General features: G+C 63.1%; 17 protein-coding genes. 4 read left to right on the forward strand and 13 right to left on the reverse strand.

Annotated features, from left to right (window positions below):
- Positions 1–39 precede the first annotated feature (39 nt).
- On the forward strand, positions 40–912 hold the full coding sequence (locus NKH99_RS18880) for an SDR family NAD(P)-dependent oxidoreductase (protein WP_352815434.1): 873 nt from the start codon (positions 40–42) through the stop codon (positions 910–912).
- Between the two features lie 69 nt (positions 913–981).
- Here the strand turns inward: NKH99_RS18880 and NKH99_RS18885 are convergent, their stop codons facing one another.
- The 3 genes from NKH99_RS18885 to NKH99_RS18895 all read right to left on the reverse strand — a co-directional run bounded on the left by NKH99_RS18885 (position 982) and on the right by NKH99_RS18895 (position 2,809).
- Complete coding sequence (locus NKH99_RS18885; protein WP_031211766.1) at positions 982–1,413, reverse strand: low affinity iron permease family protein; 432 nt, start codon at positions 1,411–1,413, stop codon at positions 982–984.
- Between the two features lie 169 nt (positions 1,414–1,582).
- Positions 1,583–2,224 (reverse strand): DapH/DapD/GlmU-related protein, encoded by a 642-nt coding sequence (locus NKH99_RS18890; RefSeq protein ID WP_352471576.1) that lies wholly within the window; start codon positions 2,222–2,224, stop codon positions 1,583–1,585.
- 96 nt (positions 2,225–2,320) lie between these two features.
- Entirely contained in the window at positions 2,321–2,809 is a 489-nt protein-coding gene (locus tag NKH99_RS18895) for a CreA family protein (protein ID WP_023676745.1), read from the reverse strand.
- 205 nt (positions 2,810–3,014) lie between these two features.
- Here NKH99_RS18895 and NKH99_RS18900 point away from each other — a divergent pair, with 205 nt between their 5' ends.
- Together NKH99_RS18900 and NKH99_RS18905 are read left to right on the forward strand one after the other, a co-directional pair.
- Complete coding sequence (locus NKH99_RS18900) at positions 3,015–3,593, forward strand: SCO family protein (RefSeq protein ID WP_352450110.1); 579 nt, start codon at positions 3,015–3,017, stop codon at positions 3,591–3,593.
- A gap of 11 nt (positions 3,594–3,604) precedes the next feature.
- A complete protein-coding gene (locus NKH99_RS18905) occupies positions 3,605–4,477 on the forward strand; it encodes a 50S ribosomal protein L11 methyltransferase (protein WP_353014977.1) in 873 nt (290 codons plus the stop codon).
- 39 nt (positions 4,478–4,516) lie between these two features.
- Here NKH99_RS18905 and NKH99_RS18910 read toward each other — a convergent pair whose 3' ends face one another.
- A complete protein-coding gene (locus NKH99_RS18910) occupies positions 4,517–4,696 on the reverse strand; it encodes a hypothetical protein (RefSeq protein ID WP_352450114.1) in 180 nt (59 codons plus the stop codon).
- Between the two features lie 200 nt (positions 4,697–4,896).
- Here NKH99_RS18910 and NKH99_RS18915 point away from each other — a divergent pair, with 200 nt between their 5' ends.
- Positions 4,897–6,741, forward strand: coding sequence for an aminopeptidase P family protein (locus NKH99_RS18915; protein ID WP_352767760.1), 1,845 nt, complete (start codon positions 4,897–4,899; stop codon positions 6,739–6,741).
- On the opposite strand, the gene NKH99_RS18920 is transcribed toward NKH99_RS18915, so the two are convergent.
- The 9 genes from NKH99_RS18920 to ftsZ all read right to left on the reverse strand — a co-directional run bounded on the left by NKH99_RS18920 (position 6,731) and on the right by ftsZ (position 17,877).
- On the reverse strand, positions 6,731–7,621 hold the full coding sequence (locus tag NKH99_RS18920) for a LysR family transcriptional regulator (protein WP_352767758.1): 891 nt from the start codon (positions 7,619–7,621) through the stop codon (positions 6,731–6,733). The genes NKH99_RS18915 and NKH99_RS18920 overlap by 11 nt on opposite strands.
- Before the next feature lie 316 nt (positions 7,622–7,937).
- Positions 7,938–8,234, reverse strand: coding sequence for an AzlD family protein (locus NKH99_RS18925; protein ID WP_352767756.1), 297 nt, complete (start codon positions 8,232–8,234; stop codon positions 7,938–7,940).
- Positions 8,231–8,959: an AzlC family ABC transporter permease gene (locus tag NKH99_RS18930; RefSeq protein WP_352589473.1), complete on the reverse strand. Its 729-nt coding sequence runs from the start codon at positions 8,957–8,959 to the stop codon at positions 8,231–8,233. Before NKH99_RS18930 ends, NKH99_RS18925 begins: the two co-directional genes overlap by 4 nt.
- Positions 8,960–9,081: 122 nt before the next feature.
- Complete coding sequence (locus tag NKH99_RS18935; RefSeq protein ID WP_353014979.1) at positions 9,082–9,774, reverse strand: DUF2461 domain-containing protein; 693 nt, start codon at positions 9,772–9,774, stop codon at positions 9,082–9,084.
- Positions 9,774–11,981 carry an NAD-dependent DNA ligase LigA gene (gene ligA / locus NKH99_RS18940; RefSeq protein WP_353014981.1) on the reverse strand — a complete coding sequence of 736 codons (2,208 nt, stop codon included), beginning with the start codon at positions 11,979–11,981 and terminating at the stop codon, positions 9,774–9,776. Before ligA ends, NKH99_RS18935 begins: the two co-directional genes overlap by 1 nt.
- Positions 11,982–12,223: 242 nt before the next feature.
- The gene (gene recN / locus NKH99_RS18945; protein WP_353014983.1) at positions 12,224–13,897 is read right to left on the reverse strand and encodes a DNA repair protein RecN; all 1,674 of its coding nucleotides are present in this window, start codon (positions 13,895–13,897) and stop codon (positions 12,224–12,226) included.
- Between the two features lie 13 nt (positions 13,898–13,910).
- Positions 13,911–14,780 carry an outer membrane protein assembly factor BamD gene (locus NKH99_RS18950; protein WP_023676756.1) on the reverse strand — a complete coding sequence of 290 codons (870 nt, stop codon included), beginning with the start codon at positions 14,778–14,780 and terminating at the stop codon, positions 13,911–13,913.
- 203 nt (positions 14,781–14,983) lie between these two features.
- A complete protein-coding gene (lpxC, locus tag NKH99_RS18955) occupies positions 14,984–15,931 on the reverse strand; it encodes a UDP-3-O-acyl-N-acetylglucosamine deacetylase (RefSeq protein ID WP_352501058.1) in 948 nt (315 codons plus the stop codon).
- Between the two features lie 275 nt (positions 15,932–16,206).
- Complete coding sequence (ftsZ, locus tag NKH99_RS18960; RefSeq protein WP_254818983.1) at positions 16,207–17,877, reverse strand: cell division protein FtsZ; 1,671 nt, start codon at positions 17,875–17,877, stop codon at positions 16,207–16,209.
- Positions 17,878–17,900 lie beyond the last annotated feature (23 nt).

The raw sequence follows: 17,900 nt of genomic DNA on the forward strand, positions 1-17,900 counted from the left end.
TCCGCGCTAAGTTCGCCGCGGCCAGAACAGGAGAAAATCATGACCACCGACGCCGAGATCCAGACCGCCCTGCCTGCACTTGCCTCCGGCAATGTCGCCGTCATTACCGGCGCGGCCAGCGGCATCGGCCTTGCCGCCGCCAAACGGCTGGCGGCGATGGGCATGAAGATCGTGCTGGCCGATATCGGCGGCGAACGCCTTGATGAGGCTGCCCGCGCCGTCGCTGCTATCGGCGGGCAGAGCGCCGTACTTGCCGTCGCCACCGATGTCTCGAAGGCCGAAGACCTCGACCGGCTGGCCGAACGGACATCCGGCACTTTCGGCGACGTCTCGCTGCTGATGAACAATGCCGGCGTCGGCAACAACCCCGGCAAGCCCTGGGAGAACCGTGACGCCTGGAAGCGGCTGCTGGACATCAATTTCTGGGGTGTCGTCCATGGCGTCGAGGCCTTCGCGCCGCGCATGCTGGCGGCGGGAAAGCCCGGCCTGATCGTCAACACCGGCTCCAAGCAAGGCATTACCACGCCGCCTGGCAACCTCGCCTACAACGTCTCCAAGGCTGGCGTGAAGACCTATACCGAGGGCCTTGCACACGCGCTGCGCAACGAGCCCGGCGCCAATGTCGCGGCGCATTTGCTCATTCCCGGGTTTACTTTTACCGGCCTGACCGAAGGCGCCACCGAAAAGCCGGCCGGCGCCTGGACCGGCGAGCAGGTCATCGACTTCATGCTGGCCTCGCTGCTGCGTGGCGATTTCTACATCCTGTGTCCCGATAACGAGGCGACCCGGCCCATGGACGAAAAGCGCATGGCCTGGGCAATTGGCGATATCATTGAGAACCGTCCTGCTCTGTCGCGCTGGCATCCGGACTACAAGGATGCTTTCGCGGCATTCATGACACGCAGCGCATGATCCCGAACCGAAGATCACCAGAGCAAAGAATCGGATCCGATCTTCGCAGGTATGCGCCGGACCTTTATATCACGCCGCTGCGTGCTTCTTCGTGTTCCGCTTCTTCGCCATGGCTTTCTCGGCTGCCAACTCGGCAAGCTTCTGATCATGCCGCTTCGCTGCCTGTTCGCATTTCTTGCGGATCTCTTCGACCTCGGTCTCAGTCAGGTGTTCGATACCGATGAAGGTGTTCTGGGCTGTGCTGACCCGGATCAATTCGTCGAGCTTCGCCTGGATCGCGGCGCCATCGCGGTTCTGGGTGTTCTGAATGAGAAACACCATCAGGAAGGTGACGACCGTCGTGCCGGTGTTGATGACGAGCTGCCAGGTGTCCGAAAAGCCGAACATCGGCCCGCTTGCCGCCCAGACGACGATGATCAGGAAACAGACGGCAAACGTCGGCGGCAGGCCGGCAAAATGGGCGACGTTGTTGGCGATCCTGGTGAAAAGCTTCTCAATCATTCAAACTCCCTCAACAGCCGGGCGACGAACCCGGACGGAAGCCGAGTTCATTGTGTCTGCAGAAACAGTTGGCAGCCGCTCCTGGTTCCCTCGTGGCGGAAGATCGCGGGTACATTGTTGGAGGAGCAGATCGCGCAGGCCGTCGGACCGCTTGCAGATACGCCCGAAGTCAGGGGGCGCCGTTTTCCCAGCGGTCGAGGAAAGCTTCGATGGGCAAGGCCTGCATATCGGGGACTGCCCTGGCCAGTTTCTCGACCGGCCAGTCCCACCAGGCAAGACGTTCGATCCGGGCCGCAGTTCCCGCGCTGAAGCGCTGCCGCAATGGCGTGGCCGGAACGCCGGCGACGATTGCATAGGCCGGCACGTCGCGCGTCACCACCGAGTTGGCACCGACGATCGCGCCATTGCCGATCGCCACGCCCGGCATGATCACGGCGCCATGGCCGATCCAGACATCGTGGCCGATGCTGACGGCTCTCGCCCGCCGCCGGTCGCGGAATGCCTGATCGACACCCAGCCAGCGGAAGTACTCGTTGGGCCGATAGCTGATTTTGTGCTGCGTCAGCCGCTCGACCGGGTGCTCCAGCGCATTGATGCGGCTGTTGGCGGCGATCGAGCAGAATTTGCCGATCGTCGTATAGATCGCCTCGGCGTGGCGCTCGAAGTAGGAAAAGTCGCCGACCATCACCTCGCGCAGGATGACGCGCTCGCCGATCGACGCATAACGTCCAAGCTTGCACGCCTTCAGCTCCGCCGTCGGATGGATGCGCGGCTCGGGATCTTTTAGGACAAGGTGTTCAGGACGGTCCATGCGGGCGCTTTACGCCCGCGCGCATAGTCTCGCAAGCCGAGTGCAGCGCCGCGCATCAGTTTGGACGCGCCAAGGACACTGTAGCACCTTAAGTCTCTATTTCGGCTTGCCGCTGGTCCACACCACGTTCTGGCCGTAGAGCGGCACGGTGGTGACCGACATTTTTGCCGAGCCATCCTGCACCTGGCGCGAATGCGACAGGTAGATCAGCGTCTCGTTGGCCTTGTCGTAGATGCGGTTCACCACCTGCTTTTTCCAGATCAGGCTGATGCCTTGCTTGAACACCTCCTCGCCGGCCTCGCTCATGTCGATGTCGCCAATGGTGATCGGCCCGGTCTGGCGGCAGGAGATCGAGGAATCGGACGGGTCCTCGAACCAGTTGCCTTTCTGCAGGCGGTCGATCACGCCACGGTCGAAATAGGAGACGTGGCAGGTCACGCCCTCGACCTTCGGATCCTTGATCGCCTCGACGATGATATCGTTGCCGAGCCAATCGACGCCGACCTTGCCGACTTCCTCGGCGGCGGCCGCGCCGGCGCCAATGACAAGGCATGCGGCTAACGCGCCGCCAATCAGTTTTCGCAAAGAGGCCTCCTGCGGTTCAAATTTTGCCGACCTCAGGTGGGACGAACGGCAGCGCTTTGCAAGCAGATCGCCTCCCACAGGATTGCCGGTTGCGGCAACGCGACATCTTTGCGTCGGCGCGACCGAACCGCTAAGAGTGTTCGCCAAGCCAGGGCCTTCACGGCGCCAACCCGGCGCCCGATGGAATAACGACGGACTTTCACTGATGATGCGTTCAATTCTGGTCGGTATTCTCGTCCTGATGGCCGCCGGAATCGGCTGGCTCACCTTCGACTGGTACCGCGGACATTATGGCGGCGAGCCGTTCGGAGCACCGTTCACGCTGGTCGACCAGAAGGGCGCGCCGGTCACCGAAGCCGCGTTTCGCGGCCACCCCAGCGTCGTCTTCTTCGGCTTCACGCATTGTCCGGAAGTCTGCCCGACCACGCTTTTCGAGTTGGCCGGCTGGCTGAAGACGATGGGCGACGACGGCAAGAACCTGCGTGCCTATTTCGTTACGGTCGACCCGGAGCGCGATACGCCGGAAATCATGAACACCTATGTCAGCAATTTCTCCGATCGCATCCTCGGCATATCAGGCGATCCGGATAAGGTCCACGCCATGGCCAAGTCCTTCGGCATCTACTGGAAGAAAGTCGACACGAACGACGGCGACTACACGATGGACCACACCGCTTCGGTGCTGCTGCTCAATGCCAAGGGCGATTTCGCCGGCACTATTGCCTATGGCGAAAGCCCGGACGCCGCCATCGCCAAGCTCAAACGGCTGGCGGCGGAAGGTTGATACATCCGGTAATGACGCAGACGCGTTTGTATTTCACCGCGGGCAAGATCGAGGCTGATCACATTTTCGCGGCGCTCGGTGCGGCGTTCGACGATGAGGGCCTGCCGATTGCGGTGCTCGAGGTCGACGAGGACCGCGACATCCACGAAGTATCGCTCTATGCCGGCGACGACGTCGATGCGGTCGAGGCGCGGCTCAGGGATGTACTTGCCGGACTGTCGCTGTCGAAGCCTATAGCGCGCGAAACGCTGCCCGACATCGACTGGGTGGCGCGCTCGCTGGAGGGATTGAAGCCGGTGCGGGCCGGGCGCTTCTTCGTCCATGGCGCGCATGACCGCAGGAAGCGCCACAGCGGCGAAATCGCCATAGAGATCGAGGCCGGCCTTGCTTTCGGCACCGGCCATCACGGCACCACCGCCGGCTGCCTCGAAATGCTGGAGCAGGTCGTACGGCGCGAGCATCCGCGCAACGCGCTCGACCTTGGCACCGGCAGCGCGGTGCTCGCGATCGCAGTGGCCAGGCTCGCGCATATACCGGTGCTGGCGACCGACATCGACCCGGTCGCCGTCAAGGTGGCCGCCGCCAATGCGCGGCTGAACCACGTCAAGGGGCTCGTCGAAACAGTGACGGCGCCCGGATTCCACCACCCGATCTTTGCCGCGCGCGCGCCCTTCGACTTGATCGTCGCCAACATATTGGCGCGGCCGCTGATGCGCCTGGCGCCGCAAATGGCGGAGCATATCGCGCTCGGTGGCTCGATTGTTTTGTCGGGCATCCTCGAGCGCCAGCGCGATGCGGTAATCGCGGCCTATGTCGGCCAGAAATTCCGGCACGTCCGCACCTTGCACCGCGAGGGCTGGGTGACGATTCACCTCAAGCGCTGAGGCGCGACGCCTTCAACGCAAGCCGGAATCCGCTCGGACTTAGCGCGAGTTCGCCGCTTTCTTCAGCTGTTCGCGATCGTAGCCGTGAGCTTTCAGCGTTTCGTCGTCAAAGCCAAGCAGAACGCCGCTTACATACCGGCTCGCTTCGCGCTGGCGAGCTTCGATCAGCGCTTTCACAGCGTTTTTGAAAAATCCGCGTCTAGGTGAAATCGTGGACATGACGGTCTCCTTTGCAGGGCAACAGGACTTTTCCTCCACATTAAGAAGGTAAGCTCCGCTGACGCTTTTTGAAATCGTCGATTCTGCATGGCGTCCATGCGCAAAGAGACACGCAGCAACCGGGAATGATCGGTCCGAAAATCGATTCCGATTTTCGAAGTCATGCGCTACGGTCGCGCCAGCATTCGAGGAGAGCCGACATGTTCCAGACCTTCGATTCCGCCGGCGATCCGGCCGTTGGCAAGCCGCGCGTGGCAATGCTGCGCCAATGGTTGGCGGCGAACGGGCTGGATGGCTTCATCGTGCCCCGTGCCGACGAGCACCAGGGCGAATATGTCGCCGACCGCTCGGCACGGCTGAAATGGCTGACCGGCTTCAGCGGCTCGGCCGGCGTCGCCATTGTGCTTGGCGAGCGCGCCGTCATGTTTGTCGACGGGCGCTACACGCTGCAGGTGCGCCAGGAGGTCGACCTCGACATCTTTTCGATCGAGAGCCTTGTCGACAACCCGCCGGCCAACTGGATCAAGGATAATCTCGGCAAGGGCGTGCGGTTGGGCTTCGATCCGTGGCTCCATACGATCAGTGACGTCAAGGCGCTGAAGGCCTCGGCCGAGAAGTCCGGCGCGACTTTGGAGCCGCTCGAACAAAATCCAATCGACGCCATCTGGCAGGACCAGCCCGGGCCGCCACTGGCGCCGGTCGAGATCCACCCGATCGGCTTTGCCGGCGAACTGGCCAAGGACAAGCTGGTGCGGCTGGCAGCGGCCATCGAGAAGGACGGCGCCACCCATGCCGTGCTGACCGACCCCTCCTCCATTGCCTGGGCGTTCGACATCCGTGGCGGCGACGTACCGCACACACCGCTGGCGCTCGGCTTTGCCGTGCTCGCCGCCGACGGCTCGCATCTGCTTTTCATGGATCAGCGCAAGTTTTCGCGCACCGTCGCGGCCTACCTGACGCAGCTCGCCGAATTGCACGACCCAGGTGAATTCGAAACGGCAATCGTCACCCGGGCCAAGGGCGGCGCAAAAATCGCGCTGGACCCGGTTCTAGCGGCGGACAAGCTCAGGATGCTGGTCGAGGATAATGGCGGCACCGTCATTGCCGTGCCCGATCCGGCCCGCATTCCACGCGCAACAAAGAACAAAGCTGAGATCACCGGCGCACGCGCCGCACATCGCCGCGACGGCGCCGCGGTCGCCAAGCTGCTGTGCTGGCTCGACCGCCAGAAGCCCGGCACGCTCGACGAAATCGCCGTTGTCACCAGGCTTGAGGAGACGCGCCGTCAGACCGGCGAAGAAACGCAGATGCCGCTGCGCGACGTATCGTTCGATACCATCTCCGGCGCTGGTCCTAACGGCGCCATCATGCACTACCGCGTCTCCCGCGCCACCAATCGCAAGCTGGGGGATGGCGAGCTGTTCCTGCTCGATTCCGGCGGGCAGTACCAGGACGGCACCACCGACATCACCCGCACGGTTCCGATTGGCGCGCCAACCGAGGAGATGCGCGAGCGCTTCACGCTGGTGCTGAAAGGCATGATCGGCATCTCCATGCTGCGCTTCCCCCAGGGCACGCGCGGCTCCGAAATCGATGCAGTGGCGCGCCTGGCGCTATGGAGACACGGCTGCGATTTCGCCCATGGCACCGGGCACGGTGTCGGCTCCTATCTTGCCGTGCACGAGGGCCCGCAGCGTATCGCCAAGACCGGCACCGAAAAGCTGCTGGCCGGCATGATCGTCTCCAACGAGCCCGGCTATTACAAGGAAGGTTCCTACGGCATCCGCATCGAGAACTTGATTCTGGTGACACCGGCCGAGGCAATCGAGGGCGGCGACATCGCCATGCACGGCTTCGAGACTCTGACGCTGGCGCCGATCGACAAGCGGCTGGTCCGATCGGACCTTTTAACCCGCGACGAGTTGCATTGGCTTGACGAATACCATGCGCGCGTACTGGCCGAGATCGGACCGATGCTCGACGGCGAAACGCTGGCCTGGCTGGAAAAGGCAACCGCGCCGCTGCCGCACGACTTCAAGCAATAGCCGCGGCGGCAACGCCGGTTGACAGGCTTTGCTCCGCAAGCAGTGCCTGCAAAGCGGTGACGTTGGGAGAACCGGCTCCCTTGCGCCAGAACAACACCGTGACGGCATTGTCTTCGTCAGCGGGCAGTTCGTGCAGCTTTAGCCAGCGGCTTTCCGGAAAACCCGAAAGCACGCTTTTCGGCATCAGCGCTATGCCCATGCCAGCCACCACGCAACCAAGGATGGCATGGTATGAACCAAGCTCGATGGTTTTCTCGGCCATGAACCCTCTACGCGCGTACCATTGTTCCAGCCGCTTGCGGTGCGGGCAGCCGTGCTCGAAGGCTATCATGGTTTTGGGCATGTCCAGGTGGTCTTCGACCGAAACGCGCGATGCCGCCGAGACAATGACCAGCTGTTCGTGGAATGCCGGCAGCTTTTCGAACGGAACGTCAGCGATCGGCTCGGCGGCGAATGCTGCATCGAGTTCGCCGGCAAGCATGGCGGTCGCGAGAACCTGCGGATTGCCGGTGCGCAACTGGATTTCCACTTCGGGATGCCGTGCATGGTATTCGGCGAGCAGACTTGGAAGCCGTGCCGCGGCGGTGCTCTCCATGGCACCTAGGCGAAGAGTGCCGCGCGGGCGTGGATCGAGCATCGCCGTTCGCGCCTCCTCCGCAAGCGCCAGCAGCCGATCCGCATAGCCGACCAATCTGTGACCGGCCGGCGATACGTGCAGGCGCTTGCCCTCCCGGATAAACAGCTGCACGCCGAGATCCTCCTCGAGCTGCCGGATGCGTGTGGTCACGTTCGACTGCACGCGAAACAGTTTTTCCGCCGCCCTGGTGATTCCGCCCTCGCGCACCACCGTGCGGAAGATGCGCAGATCGGCCAAATCCATACATCTCTCCTGGAGAACATAACGATCTTAATTATTCATTTTAACTGATTATGCCTTTCCCGTAAATCGCCGGTGTAGCTGCCGATCAACACGGCAAACCAGGGGAGATGGAAATGTCGCGTGAGCCCTTCGGCATCCAGCCGACCGATCTAAGCGCATTGACGCCGAAGCAGCACGAAGCGCTCTATAGCGACGCCGTGCGTGGCGCCCACCAGGAGAGATCGGAGGCGGTCCGGCTGAGCCTGTCGCGGGTCGGCGCGGCAATAGTCGCTGCGGTAAAGCGCATGTGTGCTCTCGCCGCCAAGGCAAAAGTCGATCAGCCGACGAGCTGCCGCGCGAGGATCAGCACGGCAGCACCCGCCAGGAACATCGCCATAAGGCCGCCGCGCAGTGAGACAAGGCCGGCGACGATCAAGGCTGCCCATTCCGCCGGCCCGGCGCTGAGCGCCGCCGGCGCCACCAGCGTGGTCAGCACCGCCGCCGGCACGGCGCTGAGCCCGGCTTCGACGCGCGGGTGGATTTGATCGAAACGCGAGATCACCAGATGACCGCCGATGCGGGTCAGATAGGTCGCGATGGAACCGGCGACGATGATCCACAAGGTCGTGCTCATGGCCGTGCCTCCACGCCGCTGTGGCGGGGCGGCAGGATGACGGCGAGCAGCACGCCGGCCAGCGCACCTATGGAGACATGCCAGGGCGAGCCGACCGTTTTGTATGCAATAATGGAGGCGGCAGCGCTGGCGACGACCACCGGCAGCCACAGCGGCCGCTTGCGGAAGCTCATGACCAGGCCGAGAAAATAGATCGGCAGCAGGAAATCGATGCCCAACGCATGGGTGTCGGGAATAAGCTTGCCGAACATCGCGCCGAGCGCGCTTTCGATGACCCAGAACACATAGACCGGCAGCCCAAGGCCCATATACCAGGTGAACCCGACGGTCTCGCCGGCCTCCGCCTTGCGCTCGGCCACCGCGAACTGCGGATCGGTCAATACAAAATAGCCTATCGCCTGCTGCACCAGCGGCCAATGCGCAATGCGCCGGCCGATGCCAGCCGAATAGAGCACATGGCGAAAATTCACGGCGAAGATCGACAGCACGATCAGCCACGGCGCGACATGCTGGCCGAACAGCTCGATGCCGACCATCTGGCTGGCGCCGCCGAACACCGTTGCGCTCATCAGGAACGCTTCGAGCACGGAAAACCCGTTGTCGACTGCGAGCGCCCCGAACAGCAACGCGAACGGCGCCGACGCCACCACGACGGGCATGCTGAGCCGCACGCCGTCCCAGAAATCGCTTTTCGCTCCGTTTTCGGAGATTGCTTCCGCCGACATCGATCGCTCCTTGGGAACGGCCGTATGTAGAGAGAGCGGCCCGGCTTGTCACACCAATTTGCTTGAGGCAAACGATCAGCGGAAATGATGGCTGAAGCGTCGCGGCAAGCTCGCTTCCGAGCCTAGCGCGGCGAAGCCTTGCCTTCGATCGCCCTGCCCCAGTCAAGCAGCGGTTTTGCCTGCATGACGAAGTCGACGAGTTCGTCGACCAATCCAGCTCCGTAGATATCCGCCGGCTCGATTGCGTGCCGGACGGCAAAATGCCGGTTGCGGATCGCGGCAGCGAGATCGGGCTCGGCGATATGCTCGAAGCCGCGCGGCGTGCGCTTCATGCAGCCGTCCGGGTCGAGCTCGAGGCCGTTCTTCTTCAGCGCCGCGACGAGGCTGCGGAATTCAGCGGGCCGCTTCGCGATCGCGTTGCGCAGCGCCAGCAATAGCTCCGGTCCCGGCTGCCACCAGGCAATGGCGGCAAAGCATCGCTCGAGCCCGATATGGACGTAAAACACGCCCTGTTCCATCTTGGTGCCGTCGGGCGAAAGGATCGCCGACAAATGCCGGTTATAAGGCCGTTTGTCCTTGGCAAAACGCACGTCGCGATTAATCCGGAACAGCGATTTCTTGCGGTCGCCGCGCAGGCCGAGCCCCAATGCCGTGAAGCGCTCGGAGAGCGTCTCGACCAGATCGCCGAAGGGATCGCGCAGGTCGCGCTCGAAAAGATCGCGGTTTTCCAAAAACCACTCCCGGCTCTGATGAAAATCCAGCGCCTTGAGGAAGGGAATGGCCTTTTGCCCAAATCCATTGAACGCAGCCGCCATCACCCGCCCTTGCCAATCCGCTGCAGCCAGGTGTCCTCGTCGATCACCTCGATGCCGAATTTGGTCGCGTCCTTCAGCTTGGAACCGGCGCCTGGCCCTGCCACCAGGAGATCGGTCTTCGCGGAAACCGAGCCGGCGACCTTCGCCCCGAGACGTTCGGCCATCGCCTTGGCCTCGGGGCGCGTCATCTTTTCCAGCGTGCCTGTAAACACGATTGTCTTGCCGGCGACCGCACTATCGGCTGAGACGTTCACAATGTACGGCTTCGGGTGGACCTGTGTGAGCAGCGCTTCAAGTACGGCGTCGTTGCGTTCATTGCCGAAGAAATCGCGAAGCGCGCCTATCACGGTATCGCCGATGCCGTTGATCGAAGGAAAAACGGTGTGTGGATCGGCTGCTGCTGCTGTCTCCTTGCCAATGCGGATCAACTCCTCGATCGTCGAGAAGGTTCGGGCGAGCACAGCGGCCGTCGTTTCGCCGATATGGCGGATGCCCAGCGCAAAGATGAAGCGATCGAGTTCGGGTTCGCGGCGGGCGTCGATGGCAGCGAAGAGCTTGTCGAGGCCGTCATAGTTGCGTTCCTCGACGCTGCGTACATTCTTGCGCGTTTTGCCCGATGCGGCCTCGCGCTGCCTGGCCTGCTCCTCCCGTCGCTCCGCCAGCGCCTTGGTGACGGCGGGACGGCGGTCCCGGAGGGTGAAGATATCGGCGGCTGTCTTGACCAACCCGGCATTGAAGAACAGGTCTATGTTTTCAGCGCCCAGGCCTTCGATATCCATGGCGCCGCGCGACACAAAGTGGCGTAATCCTTCCACGGCCTGCGCGGGGCAGATCAGCTCGCCGGTGCACCGTCGGCGGGAATCCTCCTTGCCGGTCTTCTCGTTGATCTCGCGCGTTGCGGGTGAGCCGCAGATCGGACATTTGTGCGGGAATTCGTAGGGCACGGCATCTGGCGGACGCTTGTCGACGACGACGCTGACGATCTGCGGAATGACGTCCCCTGCCCGCTGGATGACCACCGTGTCGCCGATACGGATGTCGTTGCCGTCGCGGATCGGCTGGCCGTTGCTGTCCAGACCCTTGATGTAGTCTTCGTTGTGAAGCGTGACATTTTCGACCACGACGCCGCCGACCGTGACGGGCGCAAGCCGGGCAACGGGCGCCAGCGTACCGGTACGGCCGACCTGAATGTCAATCCTGAGCACGGTCGTCATCGCCTGTTCGGCCGGAAATTTATGAGCGATCGCCCAGCGTGGTTCGCCGGTGACGAAGCCCCATCTGCGCTGCAACTCCAATTGGTCGACCTTGTAGACGACGCCGTCGATGTCGTAGCCGAGCGATGAGCGCTGGGCCTCGATAAGGTGATAATGCGCGATCAGTTCGTCGACCGACTTTGCCCGGACCATCAGCGGACTGACCTTGAACCCCCACTCCGCGAATTTTTGCACGGAATCGTATTGGGTCGGAGCTGGATCCTTTGAAGTATAGCCCCAGGCGTAGGCAAAGAATTTGAGGTTGCGGCTGGCGGTAACGGACGGGTCCTTCTGGCGCAGCGATCCGGCCGCCGTGTTACGCGGATTGACGTAATCCTGGCCGCCTATCGCCGCCGAACGCTGCTTCAGCGCCTCGAATTCCGCGTAGGTCATATAGACCTCACCGCGTATTTCGATGACCTCGGGCCAGTCCGATCCCTTCAAGGTCTTGGGAATATCGGCGATGGTCTTGAGATTGGCGGTGATGTCCTCGCCGACGACGCCGTCGCCGCGCGTTGCCCCCTGCACGAACACACCGCCTTCATACCGCAGGGAAGCCGATAGCCCGTCGATCTTCGGCTCAGCCGTGAAGGCGATGTTCAGCTCCTTGTCGCGATCAAAGAATCGCCGGCCGCGTTCTATGAAGTCCGCGACGTCCTGGTCGGTGTAGGCCTTGGCGAGGCTAAGCATCGGCACCGCGTGGCGCACCTTTGCAAAACCTTCCGCCGGCGGCGCGCCGACCCTGCGTGAGGGCGAATCCTCGCGCACAAGATGCGGGAACTGCTGCTCGATGGCGAGGTTGCGCCGGGTCAGCGCGTCATATTCCGCATCCGTGATTATCGGCGCGTCCTCGCCGTGGTAGCGCCGGTCGTGCTCGGCGATCTCCTGCGCCAACCGCTTCAACTCGCTTGCCGCCTCGCTTTCGCTGAGCGAATCGACTGGTTTTTCGTCCATGCACTGCTCCCTCCACGGTGGCGCGACACAATAGAACAGGATTTTCTCATGAGGGAGAGACCAGACACAGAAAATCATTCCTGAACAGCAGGATGGCGCCATACCCTGACTCAGGTCACGAGCGCCGGAAACGAACTCGCCTGGAGCAATTCCAGGAAAAGTGTGAAACGGTTTTCCGCCCGGAACTGCGCAGAAACAAAGAGGTAGAGCGGTTCGGCGTTTCGGTGAAACGATGAACAGCTCTACGCTGCCGCGGTGTTCTCCCGCAGCAGCCGCTCGGCCGCCGCGCGCGCCTCGTCGGTGATGGTGGCACCGGCGAGCATGCGTGCGATCTCTTCCTGCCGCGCTGCCCGGTCCATCTCGGCGATGCCGGTCGAGACCCGGTCGGCGCCGCCCGATTTGGAGATCAGGAAATGCGTCGCCGCGCGCGCCGCCACTTGCGGTGCATGCGTGACCGAAAGCACCTGCACGCGTTTTGCCAGCCGCGCCAGCCGCTGGCCGATGGCGTCGGCAACCGCGCCGCCGACGCCGGTGTCGATTTCATCAAAGACCAAGGTCGGCGCCGACCCGCGATCAGCCAGCGCGACCTTCAACGCCAGCAGGAAGCGCGAAAGCTCGCCGCCGGAAGCGACCTTCATCATTGGTCCTGGCCTGGTGCCGGGATTGGTCCGCACCCAGAACTCGACCTGGTCGATGCCTTCTTCCATGCGGCTCTCGGCATCGCTTGCGATCTCGACGATGAACTCGGCGCGTTCGAGCTTCAGCGCCGGCAGTTCGGCCATCACCGCCTTGCTCAGCCCGACAGCCGCCGCATGGCGAAGCGACGACAGCTGGGCCGCCGTAGTGTCATAGGCCTGGCGCGCCGCCGCAGCCTGTTTCTCCAGCGCCTGCAGGCGCTCCTCGCCGGCGTCGAGATCGGCAAGGTCGGCAGCCATGGTGTCACGCAATTGCGCCAGGTCATCGACGGCGACGCTGTGCTTGCGCGAGGCGGCACGCAGCGAAAACAGCCGCTCCTCAGCCTTCTCCAGCCGCTGCGGATCATATTCGGTGGCGCGAAGTGCTGCTTCGACGCCCGACTGCGCCGCGTCGAGCGACAGCATCGCCTCGTCGAGCGACTTGACGACATCCTCGAGCAGCCCGGGCGCTTCGGTGACCTTGCGCTGCAGCCGCCTGAGCAGGCTGGCCAGTTGCGGCAAGGGCGAGGACGGACCCGAGAGCACATCCTGCGCATCGTGGATTTCCGAGGCGATCTTTTCGGCACGCATCATCAAGGCGCGCAATTCGGCCAGCTCGGTCTCTTCGCCAGGTTGCGGATCGAGCCTGGTCAATTCGGCGACCGCTGCACGCAGATAATCGGCCTCACGGGCAGCTGCCTCGACTTTGGCCCGGTGCCGTGAAAATTCCCGCTCGCAGGTACGCCAATGCCGCCACGCCTCGCCGGTTGCCCGAGCAGCGCCGAGATGGCCGCCGAAACTGTCGAGCAACTCGCGATGGGCGCCGGGATCGACCAAAGCGCGCTCGTCATGCTGGCCGTGGATCTCGACCAGCGCACGGCCGATGTCGCGCATCAGCGTCACGCTGGACGGCTGGTCGTTGACGAACACGCGCGTGCGGCCGTCAGCCGTCTGGACGCGGCGCAGGATGATTTCGCCGTCGTCCTCGATGGCATTCTCGGCAAGCAACATGCGAGCCGCGTGGTTGCGCGGCACGTCGAACACGGCGATGATCTGGCCTTGTGCCGCGCCATGCCGCACCAGCGAAGCGTCGCCGCGGGCGCCAAGCGCCAGCGACAAGGCGTCGAGCAGGATGGATTTTCCGGCGCCGGTTTCGCCTGTAAGGACCGAAAGGCCGGACGAGAAGTCGATGTCCAGCTTCTCGATCAGAACGATATCGCGGATCGACAGCCTGGAGAGCATGGTAACGCGCCGCTCAGGCGCCGGTGATCAGCTTCCCGGCCTTGGAGATCCACGATCCGGCATTCTCGCGCGGCTCGAGCCCACCACTCTGCAGGAGCTTGTAGGAGTCCTTGTACCACTGGCTGTCGGGATAGTTGGTGCCGAGCACGGCCGCAGCGGTCTGCGCTTCCGACGTCAGCCCCATCGCATAGTAGCTCTCGGTCAGACGCGCCAGCGCCTCCTCGACATGGCGTGTGTTGGAATAGTTCTCCACCACGTTGCGGAACCGTTTGACGGCTGCGATGTATTCGCGGCGCTCGAGATAATAGCGGCCGATCTGCATCTCTTTGCCGGCGAGCTGATCGTTGGCGAAGCGGATCTTCTCCTTGGCGTCGTCGGCATATTCGGACGTGGGCCAGCGCGTCACGAGGTCCTGCATCGTCTGCACGGTAAGACGCGCTTCCTTCTGGTCCTGGGTGACGTCCTTGATCTGACGGTAGTAGCTCAGCCCGATGATGTACTGGGCATAGGCTGCATCGTCGGTCGACGGGTAGAGGGTCAGGTAGCGCTTGGCCGAACCGATCGCCTCGTCGTAATTGCCCTGTCGGTAGTCGGCAAAGGCACCCATCACCATCGATTTGCGGGCGAATTCGGAATAGGGATGCTGGCGGTCGACGGCATCGAACTTGCGGCTTGCCTCCTGCAGTCGCCCGGCATTCAGATTGGCGAGACCCTGATTGTAGAGCACGTCGGCCGGCTCGGTCTGATCGACATAGGTCGATAGATCGACGTCCTTCTCGGACGACATGCAGGCCGACAGAAACAGCGATGGAACGACCACCGAAAGCGCCAGGAAAACAGCCCGCCGCAGCGCCTTCGATTGACCAACTCGCTTGAAAAACATGTTTGGATTCCGCCCTTTCGGCGTCATTTCAGTCGACGGCAGCAGCCATAAACCATAATTGCCTTGCCCGGCAACGCTATCCCCGGCCAATCGCACATTTTTGTGGCGGTTTGGCGCCACCTGGAAAGCTGTGTAATTTGGCCGGCCGGTGATGCATCCATGCAACACAGCTTGACCGCAATGTGGCCGCAAGACCTTAGGAATCAGATCATCCAGGGCGCATAGAGGGGTGCGTTGACGGCGCTCATCTCGGCGGTACGCCCGCGCTCGCGGCGCGTCGTCTCAACGATCTCGAAAGCCGAACGGTCCGACAAGAGACGGCGCAGCGCAGCTGCGTTCAGCCTGTGGCCGCCACGATAGGAGCGGAAGCAGCCGATGAACCGGGCACCGGCGAGCGCCAGGTCGCCCATCGCATCCATCGTCTTGTGGCGCGCGAACTCGTTGGGATAGCGCAGGCCTCCCATATTGATCACGCGGTTGTCGTCGCCGATCACCAGGGAGTTTTCCAACGAGGAGCCGAGCGCATAGCCGGCCGCCCACAGCCGCTCGACGTCCTTCATGAAACCGAAAGTGCGGGCCCGCGCGACGTCACGCCGGAAAATTTCGGCGTTCATGTCGGATGCAAAAAGCTGGCGCCCGATCGCCGGGCTTTCGAAATCGATCTCGATCTCGAAGCGCGTGCCGTCATAGGGCCGGAACTCCGCCCAGCAGGCGCCGTTCTCGATGCGAACCGGCTTGACCACCCTGATGTAGCGACGCTTGACCGGCAGCGTTTCGACGCCTGCCTGGTCAATGGCCTCGATGAACATCACTGCGCTGCCGTCGAGGATAGGCACCTCATGGCCGTCGATTTCGATGACGAGATTGTCGATTCCAAGCCCGAAAAGCGTCGCCATCAGATGCTCGACCGTGGCAATGTGCTCGCCTTGCGGATCGCCAAGCATGGTGCAGAGATCGGTGGCGCCGACCTCGGAGACGAGCGCGCGAAATTCGTGGCTTCCGCTTGCATTCGAGAGCTGGAAGACGACACCCGTATCGGCATCCGCCGGCAGGAAATGGACGGTGACCGGATTGCCACTGTGAACGCCGATGCCAGTCAGCGTCGCGCGCGATTTAAGTGTCGTCTGATAGTCGTGCAAAACAATCCCCATAGCCCATGCTGCCTAGGTCCGCTTCTGCCCTGAGGGCGCGGCTCTTGATTGATCGGCAGGCAGGGCCACTTCCCCGAGACTCCCAGCAAACCGACTTTGGTCGGTGGCGAAGATAATGGTCCCGCGGGGAGACTCCAAATCACGGTTTCTTACTCTTTGTAACTGCGGTCCAGCGCGGGATTGCCCCATAAGTCCTTGTTTTACAATCACTTTAAGGTTAACAGGCGAACAGTTTCCTGCTCGCCTGTTAATAACTGTTACGAACCGTTAACAGATCAATTGGCCTGTCGGCGCAGGAAGGCGGGAATCTCCAACTGATCGTCTTCCTGGACAGCCCGGCTCTGCGGCGTCAGTCGGCCCTGCTCGTCCAGCTGGCCGCGGCGCGGCGCGTAAAGCTGCGGATCCTGGCTGGCAAGGCGGCGCACTTCCGCCGGCGCCTGGCGCAGTTTCGGTTCGCGCGGCTGCGCCGGCTGCAGCCTTGCAGGCTCCTCTTCGCGGCGGGTCAAGCCGTTGGTCAGGCGCTTGAGCAAGCCCATCGGGCCGCTGTTTTCGTGGTCGGCCGGGCGCGCCTTGGCTTCCACTTCGGCCTTCACCTGCGGCGGGAAATCCTCGACCCGCGGCATGCGCTGGGGTGCTGCGGCAACCGGCTGCGGCATTTCACGATGCGGAGCAGGCTGCATCGCTTGCTGAACCGCTGGCTGCATCATCGGCTGCGGCTGAGCCGGAGGCGCCTGGAAGATCTTGCTCTGCGGACGGAAGTCTTCCGCATGGGCGACCGGTGCCGGGCGGGCCTGCGCCATCGCTGCCGCATTCGCTTCGGCGAGCTGAATGGCCTCGGCGACCGGGTCGGCAGCACGTGGTTCATAGATTGGTTGCTGGACAGGCGCCGGGCGCATTTCCGTGACCTGGGCCGCCGGGCGGCTGACCGGCTTCGGCGGAGCCGCGCGGATGGCGATCGGCGCGGCAGCGATTTCGGCCGCCGATTTGTCGATGCCGGTGGCGACCACCGACACGCGGATGACGCCTTCGAGTTCCTCGTCGAAGGTGGCGCCCAGAATGATGTTGGCGTCCTGGTCGACCTCTTCGCGAATGCGGGTTGCAGCCTCATCGACTTCGAACAGGGTCAGGTCACGGCCGCCGGTGATCGAGATCAGCAGGCCCTTGGCGCCCTTCATCGAGGTCTCGTCGAGCAGCGGGTTGGCGATGGCGGCTTCCGCCGCGGCCATTGCGCGGCCCTCGCCCGAAGCCTCGCCGGTTCCCATCATCGCCTTGCCCATTTCGCGCATGACCGAGCGGACGTCGGCGAAGTCGAGATTGATCAGGCCTTCCTTGACCATCAGGTCGGTAATGCAGGCAACGCCCGAATAGAGCACCTGGTCGGCCATCGCGAAGGCATCGGCGAAGGTGGTCTTGTCATTGGCCAGCCGGAACAGGTTCTGGTTGGGAATGACGATCAGGGTATCGACGCATTTCTGCAGTTCCTCGATACCCATGTCGGCCGTCTTCATGCGGCGCTGGCCTTCGAAGTGGAACGGCTTGGTGACGACGCCGACGGTGAGGATACCCTTTTCGCGGGCAGCGCGGGCAACGACGGGAGCCGCCCCGGTGCCGGTGCCGCCGCCCATGCCGGCAGTGACGAAGCACATATGCGTGTTGGAGAGATGATCGATGATCTCGTCGATGCATTCCTCCGCCGCCGCGCGCCCGACTTCAGGCTGCGATCCGGCGCCGAGACCTTCGGTGACATGCGCGCCGAGCTGGATCAGCCGCTCGGCCTTCGACATCGTCAGTGCCTGCGCGTCGGTGTTGGCCACCACGAACTCGACGCCGCGCAAGCCGGCGGTGATCATGTTGTTGACGGCATTGCCGCCGCCGCCGCCGACACCGAACACGGTGATGCGCGGCTTGAGCTCGGTGATGTCCGGCTTCTGCAGATTGATGGTCATTGTCTTCGTCCTTTGCCTTTCCC

The sequence above is a fragment of the Mesorhizobium sp. M0854 genome (genome assembly GCF_040319815.1).
Lineage (GTDB): Bacteria > Pseudomonadota > Alphaproteobacteria > Rhizobiales > Rhizobiaceae > Mesorhizobium.